The organism is Streptomyces sp. NPDC058457 (assembly GCF_042720695.1).
Taxonomy (GTDB): domain Bacteria; phylum Actinomycetota; class Actinomycetes; order Streptomycetales; family Streptomycetaceae; genus Streptomyces.
This window is the reverse complement of record NZ_JBHXLU010000044.1, coordinates 58,250-70,952: the sequence shown is the minus strand read 5'-3', so window position 1 is coordinate 70,952 and position 12,703 is coordinate 58,250. Positions and strand designations below refer to the sequence as shown.

Below are 12,703 nucleotides of genomic sequence, written 5' to 3'. Positions count from 1 at the left end.
CGTGGGACGCCGACTGGCCCTGCTGATCGCCACCTATGACTACCAGGACACCGGACTGCAGCGGCTGGCTGCTCCGGCACACGACGCGGAGGCATTTGCCGCAGTGTTGCAGGACCCGGCCATCGCCGGATTTGAGGTCACCACGCTGGTCAACGAGCCGCATCATGTCGTCGGCGAGACCATTGGCGACTTCTATCGCCATCGGCGTCGCGACGACCTGACGCTGCTGTACTTCACCGGCCACGGTCTTAAGGACGACGGCGGCCGACTCTACCTGGCGATGAGCAACACCCGCCGCGACAGCCTGCTGTTCACCGCGCTGTCCGCCGAGCAGATCGACCAGGCGATGGAAGGCTGCGTCTCGCGTCAGAAGGTTCTTATCCTCGACTGCTGCTACAGCGGAGCTTTCCCGGCCGGCCGCCTCGCCAAGGCCGACACCGCAGTCCACACGCTGGAGCAGTTCCAGGGCCGCGGCCGCACCGTGCTGACAGCATCAGACGCCACCCAGTACTCCTTCGAAGGAAACCAGCCGCACGGCCAAGCCGCACAATCCGTGTTCACGCGGCACCTGGTGGCGGGCCTGCGCGACGGCAGCGCCGACCTCGACGGCGACATCACCCTCGACGAGCTGTACAGCTACGTCCACGACCGGGTCGTCGAGGAGATGCCCCAACAGCGTCCGAAGAGGCAGGACAACGTCGAGGGCCGCACCGTCATCGCCCGCAACATCAACTGGGTCCTGCCGACCCACCTGCGCAACGCGCTCGGCAGTCCGATCGCCACTGACCGGCTCGGAGCGATCGACGCACTCGCCCACCAGTACCGGATTGGCAACGACTTCGTGCGCCAGCACGTCGCCAGTGAGTTCCAGCGTCTCGCGGACGACGACAGCCGGATCGTGTCGACCGCGGCGGCGGCGCAGCTTGAGGCAATCCACCCGAAGGTATCCGAAGCCCCCTCAAGGCCCGCACCCGAACCCTCACCGGCTCCGGCACCGACATCCGCGCCGGCACCCACCATTGAGCAGCAGGCAACGCCGCCGGACATCGCTCCCAGAGCAGCGCCCTCGCGAGGACGGGGGCAGGATATGCGGCCAGGGAGGAATCTGGCTGCACTGCATGCCGAGTCAGCGGGGCGTGTGAGGAGCCAGGCTGCCGCGACGCTGGTCGCCAGCATCACCGGAGTCCTCCCGGTCCTGGCTGCCGTGCTGCTGATCGCAGGAACCGTCAAAGTAGGCGACTCCGACGGCTACTTCTCGTCGCTGTTTGACCCGTGGAGCGCGTACGTCATCACCATGGCCGCGGTCGCGCTCACTGCAGGGGTCTGCATGCTTGTGCCGCGGACGAGATCCCTGATCGGACCGGGCCTCGTACTCGGTACGGCGGCTGCCTCTGTCTGGGGCCTGGTGTACTACTCCCAGGTCAAGACACACGACTGGCTTCCGATGGATCAATTCGCATTCGCCGGCCAAGTGGCTTTGATGGTCGGCGGCTGCCTCGCGGGGTTCACGCTGAGAGGGAACCGGGTCGTTCACTTCGAGCTTTGGCAGCCGACGAATCTGCTGACCCGGGTCATGGCCTTCCTGGCCGGGATGGGTGCGGTCACCGTCGCGGTAGCCCTGCTCCGGGAGGGTAACGCCACCCGAAGTTCTCTCTCTGATCCACATGTCCCTAACGGGTGGCCCTACTTCGTGACCGCTGTGCTGGCGGTTGCTGTGCCGGTGTCGGCCGCCGCGCTAGCCCCGCGCACGTTCGGACTCTCTCTTCTCACGGGCTGGGTCGGGGGCGCCTCCGCTATCGCTCGCGACGCATACGCGTGGGCCCGAGCCTTCGACGACCCGTACGTCAACGTCATCATCTTCGGGTGCGGGGGGCTGGTGCTTACAGCCGCAGCCGTCGTCATGTTCAGGTGGTCCGCCAGGTGAGACCAGAACGCTCCTGCGCCGCACCGTACTGGTTGCAGGTTTGGCCGTGGTTCACGGGGCGGTGCCGCGGACAGTGAAGGTCGCCCAGTTGGGCAGCGTGCTGCGCGGCGGCCACTACCCTCTTGCCGAGGTACGAAATCCGCACCCCGCCAGTACCTGAAGCACCATGTAGCAGCCCGGATCACTGAGGGCGAGGTTCTTCGCGTACTGGTAGCCCAGGCTTGCGTTCCCGCCGGTGATGATGACGGTCTTGTCGACCATGACGCCTCCCGGCTTACGTTCTGCGGAGAAACCCGCGTGCAGATCGGCCTGTTGAGGGCTGTGCGCGCGGGGTGGGGCCGGCTGGTGCGGTGTCAGGCGCCGGTGAGTTTGCGGGAGGTGTCCATGAGGTGCTGGGTGGTCGTGGTGTCCAAGGTGATCGGGGTGCGCTGTTCGTAGCGGCCAGGCTTGCCCCAGTAGGTGGGGGTGCTGTGCCAGTCGTCGTGCCGGACGGCTTCGACGACGTTGCGCGCGGAGGTCTCGACAGAGTCGAGGACGAGCGGTCCGAGGACCTTCATGGCGGCCCGCATGTACCAGGGGGCGATGCGCATGATGTCGGTCTTGGCGGAACCGGCGTTGACAACGCCGGCGCCGAGGCCGGGTTCGGTGCGGGTCAGGTGGGCGGCGTAGTGGTGGTTGGCGAGCTGGATCGGCTTTCGGTCGCGGCTGAGAGCGAAGGGGGAGAACTCGGGGAACCGGGCGAAGTCCATCTCGTCGGTCGGCGGGATCGCGGCGGTCATCATGAGCACGACCGGCCGCTCGGCCTGGCGTAGGGCGGGCAGGAGGAGCTGGGTGAGGTGGTAGCGGCTGAGGTAGTTGACCGCGAAGAAGGGGTGGAGCCCGTCGGCGGTGCGGCTCTCCTGGAAGGTGAACACGCCGGTGGTGTGGACGAGAGCGTCGATGCGGTCGTGCTGGTCGAGGACGCGCCGGGCGGCCTCACGCACGCCGTCGTGGGTGGACAGGTCGGCGGCCAGGAAGGACGCCCGGTCGGCGGCGGCGCCGAAGGAGGCGAGGGCGGCCTCGCCTTTGCCCGGGTCACGGCCCAGCAGGACGAGTCGGTGGCCGTGGTCGAGGAGCTCGCGGGCTGCCTGGAGGCCGATGCCGCTGTTGCCGCCGGCGATGAGGATGGTCTTCATGATGCTCCGGAGGAGGAAGGGGGAAAGGGCGGGCGGCCGCTGGGGCGGTGACGGCATGGCCGTGCGTCGTCCGTTGATGGTGTGCCGGGGTCAGGCGCCGATGAAGTGCTCGGCCTGGGTGCGGGTGGTGTGGAGGGTCCAGTAGTCGAGGGCGATCTCGTTGGGTGAGCGGTAGGGGACGCCTTCGGGGGCCTTGGTGGCGATCATGAGGTTGATGGCCACGCAGGCCGCGTAGATGCCCTCGTCGGCGAGGGTGTTGTGCAGGTTGATCGCGAAGTTTCGCTGGCCTGCCTGGGCTATGTTGATCGTGGCGAGCATGGGGTACGGGTCGATCGCGCCGCCGCCGGTGGTGAACAGCAGGGTGCCGGATTTGGCGTCGAGCATTCCGGGCAGTACCGCCTGGACGGCGGCGACCGCACCGTAGAGGAGGCTGTCGATCTGCGGGCGCAGGGTGTCGATGGTCACCTCCTTGGGTTCGGTGATGGCCAGGCCCGCGTGCGGGGAGAACTCCAGGACATCGATCCGCCCGAACCGCGCGATCGCGGCCTGAAGCGCGGCGGTGAGCTGGGCGGGGTCGCCGGCGTCGGCGGGAAAGGCTTCCGCGGTGATCTGGGCCTCGGTGAGGTCGGCGACCAGGGCGTCGAGCTTGTCCTTGGTGCGGGAGATCAGGGCGACGTCGAAGCCATGGCCTCCGAAGACTTTGGCGATGGACAGGCCCAGGCCCGGTCCGGCTCCGACGATGGCGATCGTGGGCATGCGAAAACTCCTGGGGGGTGGCGTGGTTCCGGCTGGTCGGCCGGGCGAGAACCGTGGGGTGTGCGCGGGGTCAGTCCTGGTCGGCCGACGGGGTGGTGCCGGGCCAGTCGGCGGGCCACGGCGCCTTCATAGCGGCGAGCATGCGCTGGGAGATGGCGCCGAGCTGACGCTGCTGGGCTTTGGTCAGCGGGTCGAAGATCAGCTGGCGCACCGCGTCGACATGGCCGGGGGCCGAGGCGACGACCTTGTCCATGCCGTCGTCGGTGAGGGTCGCCAGGGTCGCGCGACCGTCCGTGGGGTCGGGGTGGCGCCGCATCCAGCCGCGCTTCTCCAGCCGGATCACCACGTTGGACAGCCGGGTGAGCGTGCTTCCTGCGTACTGGGCGAGCTCGCTCATCCGCAGGGTGTGCTCCGGCGCCATCGACAGCGCGGACATCACCACGTAGTCGAACTGTGCGATGCCCGCGTCCCGCTGCATCCGCGCCTCCAGCGCGGCCGGCAGCTGGGTCAGCACATAGGCGAACGCGTACCACTGTTGCTGCTGATCGGCGTCGAGCCAACGCGGCTCCGCGGTCTCCCGCTCCTCTTCCATACCCCCCAACGTACTCCAAGCGTGGAGCAAAAAGCCAAACCAATTTACTCCTGGCTTGAATTAAATGAACGCCTCCATTGCTCCAACCTTGAAGTTGATGGAGGGAGTGATGTGTCGATGGGCTTCTTCTTGTGGATCGTCGCGGGTGTGCTGGCGGCCGTGTTTCCGCTGTCCGGGATGATGAAGATCAGCCGCCCGCCACACCAGCCGGCCGCCTCCGGACTGGGCTGGCCGAAGACTTCGGTGCCGGACCTGTTGAGCTCATCGGTGCCGTCGAACTGCAGCTGGGCACCAGCCGCATGATCCGGGCCGGCATCCACGACGCCGGCGCACCGGAACCCCGCGGATCGACCTGGACGAATACACCGGCGACTGGTCCTTGCACATCGGGCGACCACGACAGACTGACCGGACACGAAGCCGGGCCCTCGAATGGAATCGCGCGAGCCAAGCCTTCACCCCATCGTCACAGGAATCGTCACAGGAAGGAGAACGCAGATGGATCTGTTCGTCCTGCATGAGGAAGCGGCCCGTGCCTGGCTGACCGAACTCGTCGTCATCTACGAAGTCGACGCGAGCTTTGGCGGCGACATCTCTACGCTCCGCGCCGACTCTCCGCCGATCGGGATGACCTGGGACCCTCGGCGACTGGGCGAGGAGGACGGCGTGTCCCTCCTGGTCAAGGCCGCTGAGGCCGTCCGGATGGTCGGCAAACCGGAGGAGATGACCATCACCTTCGAGTTTGTGGATGACGGAGACGAGGGCGTGGCCGGCGGTGTTCTGCACGGCGATCGTCAGTACCTGCATGGACAGGCCGATGCCGGTGCCGAGCACGAACATGTACAGCGACTCCAGCCAGGCCCCCGGTACCCGGCCCCATCAGGGACATCAGACAGAGGCCGCACCCATGACCGCGGAGCCGATGATCGGGAAGAGCCGGTACCGGCCGGTCCTGCTCACCACGTTGCCGCTGAAGACCGACGCGATGAGCAGGCCGATCACCATCGGCAGGGTCCGCACACCCGAGATCGTCGCCGAGTCGCCGTCGACGTACCGGAGGTAGCTCGGCAGATAGGTCATCGCGCCGAGCATGGGGAAGCCGACGACGAAGCTGAGGATCGAGCAGACGGTGAAGACCGGGTCGTCGAACACCCGCATCGGCAGCATCGGTTCCCGCGCCCGGGTCTCCACCCAGCAGAACAGCGCGAGTGCCATCGCGCCGCCGACGAACAGGCCGATGACGGTGCCCGAGGTCCACGGGCACTCGTTGCCGCCCCAGCTCGTCGGCAGGATCAGCGAGCTCGCGCCGACCGCTACCAGCGCGATGCCCAGGTAGTCGATGACCGGCTTCGCCGCCGACTTCACCACCGGGATGATGCGGGCGGCGGCGGCCACCACGACGATCGCGATGGGCACGTTGACGTAGAACGCCCAGCGCCACGACAGGTGGTCGGTGAACAGCCCGCCGAGCAGCGGCCCGATGAGCGTGGCCACACCGAACACCGCACCGATCGCGCCCTGGTACTTGCCGCGCTCCCGCAGCGGGACGACATCGGCGATCAGCGCCATCGCGGTCACCAACAGCCCGCCGGCGCCGATGCCCTGCATCGCCCGCCAGGAGATCAGCAGCGACATGTTGGTGGCCGGGCCGCACAGGAACGAGCCGGTGATGAAGACGATCGCCGAGACCTGGAAGACCACCTTGAGGCCGAACAGGGCGCCGGACTTGCCGACCAGGACGGTCGCCACGGTCTCCGCGAGGAGGTGGGACGTGACCACCCACGACATGTGCGCGGCACCGCCCAGGTCCGACACGATCGTCGGCAGCGCGGTGCCCACGATCGTCTGGTCCAGGGCCGCGAGCAGCATCCCCAACATGATCGTCACGAAGACGACGTTGCGCCGGCGGACGTCGAGGACGGGCGGCTGGGACACGTCAGGCAGGACGGGTCGCGCGGTCTCTGTCGCGATGTCACCTTCACACCGGCGGGCTACCGTCGCGTACCGGAAGAGGCCGCCCGGGTACAGCTCAGTCCTCCTTCGGAACCTCCGGGTGGCGGCGCAGCAGATACGTGTCCATGATCCAGCCCTTGCGCTCGCGTGCCTCGGCCCGCAGCCGCTCGATGCGCGGACCGGCCTCGGCGATCGGACCGGAGACCAGGATCTCGTCGGGGGTGCCGAGGTATGCGCCCCAGTAGATGTCCATGTCCTCGTCCGTATACCGGCGGAAGGCCTGGTGGGCGTCGAGCATCACCACCACGTCGTCCACCCCGTCCGGCAGCCCCTCGGCGAGTCGCCGGCCCGTGGTGATCTGCACCGGCCGGGCCACCCGGTTCAGCCCTGTGCGGTGCCGGGCCGCCAGCGCCGAGACGCTGCTGATCCCGGGCACCACGTCGTACCCGAACCGCACCGTGCCCCGGGCGAGCACCTCCTCCAGGATCGCCAACGTGCTGTCGTACAAGGACGGATCGCCCCACACCAGGAAGGCGCCGGTCTGCTCCGCACCCAGCTCCTCGCGGATCAGCCCCTCGTAGATGTCCGCGCGGGCGCTGCGCCAGTCGCCGACGGCCGGCGAGTACGCCCCGCCCCCCGCGGCCCGGTCCCGCTCCGGATCCCGTGCCTCGACCAGCCGGTAGCCGCCGTCCGGTATGTGGGTGTCGAGCATGTCCCGGCGCAGTTGGGTCAGGTCGCTCTTGACCTCGCCCTTGTCGAGGAGGAAGAACACGTCCGTGTTCTTCAGCGCCCGGACCGCCTGGAGGGTGAGCTGGTCGGGGTCGCCCGCGCCGATACCGATGACATGAATCTTTCGCACGCCTCCGAGTCTGCCGCATGGCACTGACAGCGGGTCACCCCGGTGCTACCGGGCGCCGCGCAGCCGGGGCGCCTCGGCTCTCGCCCCGACGCTCCGGGCACCGCCCTCCACCCGCCCGGCCAGCTCCCGCGCCCACCGCGCGAGCCCGTCGACATCGATCCCGTACGGCCGCCGCACCCCGCCCCCGGCCGCCCACGCCTCGACCGCGCCGGCGCCGCGGCGCAGCAGCCGGGCCCCGCCGGTCACGTTGCCGCGGGCCGCGTGCGTGAGCCCCACCGCGAGCTGGGCCAGCCCCCGCCACAGCGTCCGCTCCGCCTCGGGCCCCGACTTCCAGGCGTCCTCGAACACCTCGTGGGCGTGGAACGGCTTCCCGGCGTCCAGCAGCGCCTGCGCCTCGGCGACCGTCTCCTCCGGGGTCCGCACGACCCCCTCGGGCTGCCGCTCGACGCCCGGTGCGCCGTACGGCAGCGGCCGCCCCAGCCCGTCGCGCGGCCGGGCGTTGCGCGCCCGCCCCTCGGCGTCCCGGTCCCGTGCCCCTGTCCCCGCGTCTTCCATACGACCGATTGTCCCCTCCCCGCCGCCCGCCCTCTTTCTGCCTGCCCGGGCACGTGGGGTAAGGTGCTGTTCGCGCGATCACGCGGGTCACCGCGAGCGAGCGCACCGGGACGTGGCGCAGCTTGGTAGCGCACTTGACTGGGGGTCAAGGGGTCGCAGGTTCAAATCCTGTCGTCCCGACTTTACGAAGTCGCAGGTCAGAGGTCTTTTCAGAGAAGTTCTGGAAGGGCCTTTGATCATTTTTGGGGACCGGTCGGGGACCAGCCCCGTGCCCGCGCGTTCCAGGAGCCGGAAGCCGTGCTGGACGACGCGCCGGCAGCGATCCCGGCGGCTCGTGCCCGGTGCCTGCGGGAGCTGGCGGTTGCGAGGATGACGGAGCTCGTGGTGGCGGGTTCACGACGTGCTGGGCGAGTGCGCGAGCTGCAGGCGTGGTGCCGGCGGCAGCGGCGTGGGCGCTCCCGTCTCCGGTGCGGCGCGGAACGCCTCGATCACGTAGGCGGCGAAGCGGCGGGAGGCCGTGACACGGTCGCCACGCGGCGTGTCCTGGAGGCCCCGGTGGGCCATGAGCATGAGGATCAGGTCGTCGACGACGAAGCCGGGGCGGAGCCGGCCGGTCTCCTGGGCACGGCGGGCCAGTTCGGCGACCGCGTGCAGAGTGCGCTCGCGGTCAGAGGCGAAATCGATGGCCTCGGGGAAGGCCGTCATGAAGGCGTCGGCGAATCCCCGGCTGTGCGCGTGGAGTTCGCAGATGCGCTCGACCAGGCTCCGGAATCCGTGCCACGGGTCCGGGTCCGTCAGGGCGTCGCGGACGGCGGCGTGGCAGGCTCGCCGCTGCTCGGCGAAGGTCTCCGCGATCAGTGCCTGCTTGGTCGGGAAGTGCCGGTACAGCGTGGCGGGGCCGACGCCTGCCTGCCGGGCGACCTCGCGCATGGGCGCGTTCAGGCCCTCCTCGCCGAACACCGCGCGGGCGGCGTCCAGGATGCGGGCCCGGTTGTCGCGGGCGTCGGAGCGCACAGTCCGAGGCAAAGCGGCCGTCATGCTTCTCACTTTAGCCAAGTGGACGGGGGCGTCCGTTACGGTCCGATGACGGTGCTGCCGCCCTGGCCACAGCGGCTGTGACCCGTCCCGCCACCGCCCCGAGGAGCAGCAATGAAAGCCGTCGTGATCAGGACGTTCGGAAACCCCGACGGCCTGGAGGTCGTCGACCTGCCCGTGCCCGTTCCTGCCCCGGGGCAGGTGCGCATCGCCACAGAGGCGATCGGGGTGGGCGGTGTGGACGCCGTGATCCGCCGGGGAACGCTCGCCGCCTACGGCTTCCGGGAGGGCCATCTCCTCGGCAGCGAGGTGGCGGGGACCGTCACCGCCGTGGGAGAGGGCGTGGACGCCTCGTGGACGGGGCGGCGGGTGTGGGCGTTCACCGGCCTGTCGGGTGGGTATGCCGAGCAGGCCGTCGCCGCGGTCGAGGATGTCCTTCCGCTGCCCGACGGCCTGACCGGCGCCGACGCGGTGGCTCTCGGCGGCTCCGGCGTCGTCGCCCACTTCGCCCTGGACCGGGCCCGTTTCGCACCCGGAGAGACGGTGCTCGTGCGCGGTGCGGCCGGCAGCATCGGGATCACGGCGGTCCAGCTCGCAGCCGGAGGTGGTGCGGGCGCGGTGGCGGTCACCACCTCATCGGCGGAGCGTGGCGCCCGCCTGCGGGACCTGGGTGCGACCCACGTCCTCGACCGCTCGGGCGAGGGCGGCTCGGACGCACCGTCGGGCTTCGACGTGGTGATCGATGTCGTGGGGGGTCCCCGGCTTCCCCGCTTCCTGGACAGGCTGAACTCCAACGGGCGGTATGTGGCTGTCGGCGTCGTCGGCGGGCAGCCGCCCGCGGACTTCGGCACACGGCTGATGGACGCCTTCCGCAGGTCGCTGTCGTTCGCCACCTTCAGTTCCGACACCGTGCCCGGCCCCGACAGGCAGGCCGTGCGGTCGTCCCAGTTCGCCGACGCCGCTCACGGGGACCTGCGCACGGTCGTGCACGAGACGATGCCACTGGACGAGGCGGTGCTGGCCCACCGCGAAATGGACGCGGGCAAGGTGTTCGGCAGGGTCGTGCTGGCGCCCTGAACCGGGCAGACGCGGCGTTCTCCCGTGGGTTCGGACCGAGAGGGCTTCAGGAGTACCTCAGGAGCAAGTCGCCTTCCGGCCGGGGGCGGCCATGCGAGGTGCCGACGCGGTTCCGAGGTGAAGGGCGCCAGCAGCACTGATGGGGCTACGTATGTTCATCAGCACATGTATATGGCAGGACGCTGTGTACACGCACAGTGGCTTCTGGGCTGCGCGTTGCCATGCTGTGAGGTGATTCAAGCTCTCGCATCGAAAGGCAGCAGATCCTCATGTCTGGCGCTCGGCTCACGCCCTTGAAGCTCACGGCGGTCGACACGAACACCGCCCAGTGGGAGCGGCTTCCGCTTCCGGAGATCGGTGCGGTCCTCGACCGGCTGCCGTTGATGGCCGATCCCGACACCGGGATGGAGGTGCTGAAGGTGGTGTACAAGGCCGGGTTCACCAACCCCTGGCACACGCACAACTGCGCCCACGGCATCTACGTCCTCGACGGCACCCTCAGCACGCACCAGGGCGACTTCCCGGCCGGGAGCTTCGTCTGGTTCCCGGAGGGCGGCACCATGACGCACGGCGCGACCGAGGACGGCGACTGCACGTTCCTGTTCATCACCAACAAGCCGTTCGACATCCAGTACGCCGGAGGTTCCGATGATCTCGCTTGATGTGTTCAGTGACCTGATCTGCCCCTGGTGCTACATCGGCGGACGGCGGCTGCAGAAGGCCGTCGACATCGTGCAGGAGCGCACCGGGCAGGAGTTCCGGATCCGCCACCACGCGTTCGAGCTGAACCCGACGATGCCGGCGGCCGGGATGGACCGGCGCACCTACCGGAGTGAGAAGTTCGGCAGCTGGGAGCGGTCGCGGCAGATGGACGCCGGCACCGTGTCGGCCGGCCGGGACGAGGGGATCGTCTTCGACTACGAGGCGATCGCCAGGACGCCGAACACCCGGGCCGGACATCGGCTGATCGCCCTCGCCGAGCGGGAGTCGGGGCAGGGCGCGGCGATGGCCGACCGCCTGCTGGTGGCGTACTTCTCGGAGGGCCAGGACGTCGGCGACATCGCCGTACTGGCAAGGCTGGGCGCGGAGTCGGGACTCGGTGACGATGTGGCCGAACGGCTGGACGATCCGGCGCTGGAGGCCGTCGTACGGGAAGACGCGCAGCTCGCCGAGTACTTGGGGCTGAGCGGGGTCCCCTTGCTGATCGTGGGCGACAAGGCGATCAACGGGGCGGTCCCGACCGAGGCGCTCGTCGAGATCCTCGAACGCCACGCCACCGAGGTGCCGGACGGAACCACGTGCGAGGGCGGGGTGTGCTCGGCGTGAGCGCGGTGTCGGACATCAAGTCGGTGGGCGTGGTGGGCGGTTCGCTGGGCGGGCTGTTCCAGGCGGTCGCGCTCGCCGAACTCGGTCTCGACGTCACCGTCTGGGAGCGGTCCGCGGGCCGCCCCGACGACCGCGGCGCGGGCATCGTGCTCCAGCCGGGCGTCGCCTGGTTCCTGAACACCTTCTGCGGCGTCGACCCCGACAGCGTCAGTGTGCCGGTCACCCACCGGCAGTTCTTCGCCCGGGACGGGCGCAGCCACCAGACGCTCATGCGGCAGCAGATGATCTCCTGGGGGGCCATCTACCAGTCCCTCCGAGACCGCCTCGACAGGGCGCGCTACCACGACGGCCGCCCGGCCACCGCCCTTGTACCCCGTCCGGACGGCGTTGCCGTCCACGTCGGTGACACCGTTCAGCCCGTCGACCTCGCGATCATCGCGGACGGCTCCGCCTCCCGGCACCGCGGCCTCGTCGCACCCGACAGCACACCGCGCTACGCCGGATACGTCGCCTACCGGGGCGTGATCGACGAGACCGAACTCCCGGAGGATCTGAGCGCGCTCTTCCGTGACCGGTTCAGCTTCTACGACGGTGAACGCACCCAGTTCCTCTGCTACTTCATCCCCGGCGACTTCGGCGCGACCGCGCCCGGCAGCCGCCGTATGAACTGGGTCTGGTACGTACGCGCCGACGCACCCGCGCTCGACCGCGTCACCACCGACCGCGACGGCGCCGCCCACGGACTGTCTCTGCCCCCGGGGCTGATCGCCCCGCAGGTGTACGCCGAACTCCTGGACAGGGCACAGAAGGTGCTGCCCGAGCCGTTGCGCCGGCTGGTGGAGCTCACCCGCGAGCCGTTCGCGCAGGCGATCCTCGACGGGCGGGTATCCCGGATGCGCCAGGACCGGTTGCTGCTGACCGGGGACGCGGCGTTCGTCGTACGGCCGCACACGGCCGCCAGCGCGGAGAAGGCGGCCGCCGACGCCATCATCCTGTTCACCGCTCTCCAGCAACTCCCCTCCCTGGACGCGGCCTTGGCTGCGTGGGAGAACAACCGACTGGCCGAAGGCGACGCCCTTTACCGGCACGGCGTCGGGCTCGGCCAGCGGCTCGGTCTCAACGGGCCGGTGCCGGCGAGTGCCGCGGTCAGCGGTCAGAATTACTGACCTCCTGGCTCGCCCGGCCGTCCTTGTCGCGATCGCGGAGCCGTCAGCGTGAACGAGGACGGCCCGGTGCGTGGGCCTGTCATGGTGCGTGCCGGACGGGATCTGCCGATGCGTGCACCGGACCGCATGCCGTTCCACCGGTCGCCTCGTCGAGGGCCCGGTCGCATTCCGTGGGGCCGTGTCCGCGCTCGACGCCTGACCGCGTCGGTTCGCCGTAAGGCGTCCCTGGCTGATGAGGATGCCGGGCAGGACCAGCACGGCGCCTACGGGCTCTTGCCAGTGGAT

Annotated in this window: 13 protein-coding genes, 1 tRNA gene and 1 pseudogene; 7 read left to right on the top strand and 8 right to left on the bottom strand. The window is 69.6% G+C overall.

Going from position 1 to position 12,703, the window contains the following annotated elements; all coding sequences use genetic code 11:
* Position 1 precedes the first annotated feature (1 nt).
* Positions 2 to 1,924: a caspase domain-containing protein gene (locus tag ACFWPS_RS29845; protein ID WP_383710241.1), complete on the top strand. Its 1,923-nt coding sequence runs from the start codon at positions 2 to 4 to the stop codon at positions 1,922 to 1,924.
* Between the two features lie 114 nt (positions 1,925 to 2,038).
* Here ACFWPS_RS29845 and ACFWPS_RS29840 read toward each other — a convergent pair whose 3' ends face one another.
* The 4 genes from ACFWPS_RS29840 to ACFWPS_RS29825 form a co-directional block, all read right to left on the bottom strand.
* Positions 2,039 to 2,185 carry a hypothetical protein gene (locus tag ACFWPS_RS29840; RefSeq protein WP_383710238.1) on the bottom strand — a complete coding sequence of 49 codons (147 nt, stop codon included), beginning with the start codon at positions 2,183 to 2,185 and terminating at the stop codon, positions 2,039 to 2,041.
* Positions 2,186 to 2,277: 92 nt separating this feature from the next.
* Positions 2,278 to 3,099 carry an SDR family NAD(P)-dependent oxidoreductase gene (locus ACFWPS_RS29835; protein ID WP_383710235.1) on the bottom strand — a complete coding sequence of 274 codons (822 nt, stop codon included), beginning with the start codon at positions 3,097 to 3,099 and terminating at the stop codon, positions 2,278 to 2,280.
* A 90-nt stretch (positions 3,100 to 3,189) separates the two neighbouring features.
* Positions 3,190 to 3,855: an SDR family NAD(P)-dependent oxidoreductase gene (locus tag ACFWPS_RS29830; protein WP_383710233.1), complete on the bottom strand. Its 666-nt coding sequence runs from the start codon at positions 3,853 to 3,855 to the stop codon at positions 3,190 to 3,192.
* Positions 3,856 to 3,925: 70 nt separating this feature from the next.
* On the bottom strand, positions 3,926 to 4,447 hold the full coding sequence (locus ACFWPS_RS29825; RefSeq protein WP_383710231.1) for a MarR family winged helix-turn-helix transcriptional regulator: 522 nt from the start codon (positions 4,445 to 4,447) through the stop codon (positions 3,926 to 3,928).
* A gap of 21 nt (positions 4,448 to 4,468) precedes the next feature.
* Here ACFWPS_RS29825 and ACFWPS_RS29820 point away from each other — a divergent pair, with 21 nt between their 5' ends.
* Entirely contained in the window at positions 4,469 to 4,750 is a 282-nt protein-coding gene (locus ACFWPS_RS29820; protein ID WP_383710228.1) for a hypothetical protein, read from the top strand.
* Between the two features lie 459 nt (positions 4,751 to 5,209).
* Here ACFWPS_RS29820 and ACFWPS_RS29815 read toward each other — a convergent pair.
* The 3 genes and pseudogenes from ACFWPS_RS29815 to ACFWPS_RS29805 all read right to left on the bottom strand — a co-directional run.
* Positions 5,210 to 6,325, bottom strand: a pseudogene (locus ACFWPS_RS29815) (MDR family MFS transporter); the annotation flags it as partial.
* Positions 6,326 to 6,476: 151 nt separating this feature from the next.
* On the bottom strand, positions 6,477 to 7,259 hold the full coding sequence (gene cobF, locus ACFWPS_RS29810; protein WP_383710225.1) for a precorrin-6A synthase (deacetylating): 783 nt from the start codon (positions 7,257 to 7,259) through the stop codon (positions 6,477 to 6,479).
* Positions 7,260 to 7,304: 45 nt separating this feature from the next.
* On the bottom strand, positions 7,305 to 7,814 hold the full coding sequence (locus ACFWPS_RS29805) for a DUF309 domain-containing protein (RefSeq protein ID WP_383710223.1): 510 nt from the start codon (positions 7,812 to 7,814) through the stop codon (positions 7,305 to 7,307).
* 106 nt (positions 7,815 to 7,920) lie between these two features.
* Here ACFWPS_RS29805 and ACFWPS_RS29800 point away from each other — a divergent pair.
* A tRNA-Pro gene (locus tag ACFWPS_RS29800) sits at positions 7,921 to 7,994 on the top strand.
* A 213-nt stretch (positions 7,995 to 8,207) separates the two neighbouring features.
* Here the strand turns inward: ACFWPS_RS29800 and ACFWPS_RS29795 are convergent.
* Positions 8,208 to 8,852, bottom strand: coding sequence for a TetR/AcrR family transcriptional regulator (locus ACFWPS_RS29795; protein WP_383710219.1), 645 nt, complete (start codon positions 8,850 to 8,852; stop codon positions 8,208 to 8,210).
* A gap of 111 nt (positions 8,853 to 8,963) precedes the next feature.
* On the opposite strand from ACFWPS_RS29795, the gene ACFWPS_RS29790 reads away from it, so the two are divergent.
* The 4 genes from ACFWPS_RS29790 to ACFWPS_RS29775 all read left to right on the top strand — a co-directional run bounded on the left by ACFWPS_RS29790 (position 8,964) and on the right by ACFWPS_RS29775 (position 12,418).
* A complete protein-coding gene (locus tag ACFWPS_RS29790; protein ID WP_383710216.1) occupies positions 8,964 to 9,926 on the top strand; it encodes a zinc-dependent alcohol dehydrogenase family protein in 963 nt (320 codons plus the stop codon).
* A 293-nt stretch (positions 9,927 to 10,219) separates the two neighbouring features.
* The gene (locus ACFWPS_RS29785; protein ID WP_383710213.1) at positions 10,220 to 10,588 is read left to right on the top strand and encodes a cupin domain-containing protein; all 369 of its coding nucleotides are present in this window, start codon (positions 10,220 to 10,222) and stop codon (positions 10,586 to 10,588) included.
* A complete protein-coding gene (locus tag ACFWPS_RS29780; protein ID WP_383710210.1) occupies positions 10,575 to 11,252 on the top strand; it encodes a DsbA family oxidoreductase in 678 nt (225 codons plus the stop codon). The genes ACFWPS_RS29785 and ACFWPS_RS29780 overlap by 14 nt, the downstream gene beginning before the upstream one ends.
* A complete protein-coding gene (locus tag ACFWPS_RS29775; protein ID WP_383710207.1) occupies positions 11,249 to 12,418 on the top strand; it encodes a hypothetical protein in 1,170 nt (389 codons plus the stop codon). The genes ACFWPS_RS29780 and ACFWPS_RS29775 overlap by 4 nt, the downstream gene beginning before the upstream one ends.
* The last annotated feature ends 285 nt before the right edge of the window (positions 12,419 to 12,703 follow it).

Bases quoted from the DNA above. Each gene is read 5' to 3' on its own strand.
- ACFWPS_RS29840 (WP_383710238.1), bottom strand. From the start codon at position 2,185: ATGGTCGACAAGACCGTCATCATCACCGGCGGGAACGCAAGCCTGGGC.
- ACFWPS_RS29835 (WP_383710235.1), bottom strand. From the start codon at position 3,099: ATGAAGACCATCCTCATCGCCGGCGGCAACAGCGGCATCGGCCTCCAG.
- ACFWPS_RS29830 (WP_383710233.1), bottom strand. From the start codon at position 3,855: ATGCCCACGATCGCCATCGTCGGAGCCGGACCGGGCCTGGGCCTGTCC.
- ACFWPS_RS29825 (WP_383710231.1), bottom strand. From the start codon at position 4,447: ATGGAAGAGGAGCGGGAGACCGCGGAGCCGCGTTGGCTCGACGCCGAT.
- ACFWPS_RS29805 (WP_383710223.1), bottom strand. From the start codon at position 7,814: ATGGAAGACGCGGGGACAGGGGCACGGGACCGGGACGCCGAGGGGCGG.
- ACFWPS_RS29795 (WP_383710219.1), bottom strand. From the start codon at position 8,852: ATGACGGCCGCTTTGCCTCGGACTGTGCGCTCCGACGCCCGCGACAAC.
- ACFWPS_RS29790 (WP_383710216.1), top strand. From the start codon at position 8,964: ATGAAAGCCGTCGTGATCAGGACGTTCGGAAACCCCGACGGCCTGGAG.
- ACFWPS_RS29780 (WP_383710210.1), top strand. From the start codon at position 10,575: ATGATCTCGCTTGATGTGTTCAGTGACCTGATCTGCCCCTGGTGCTAC.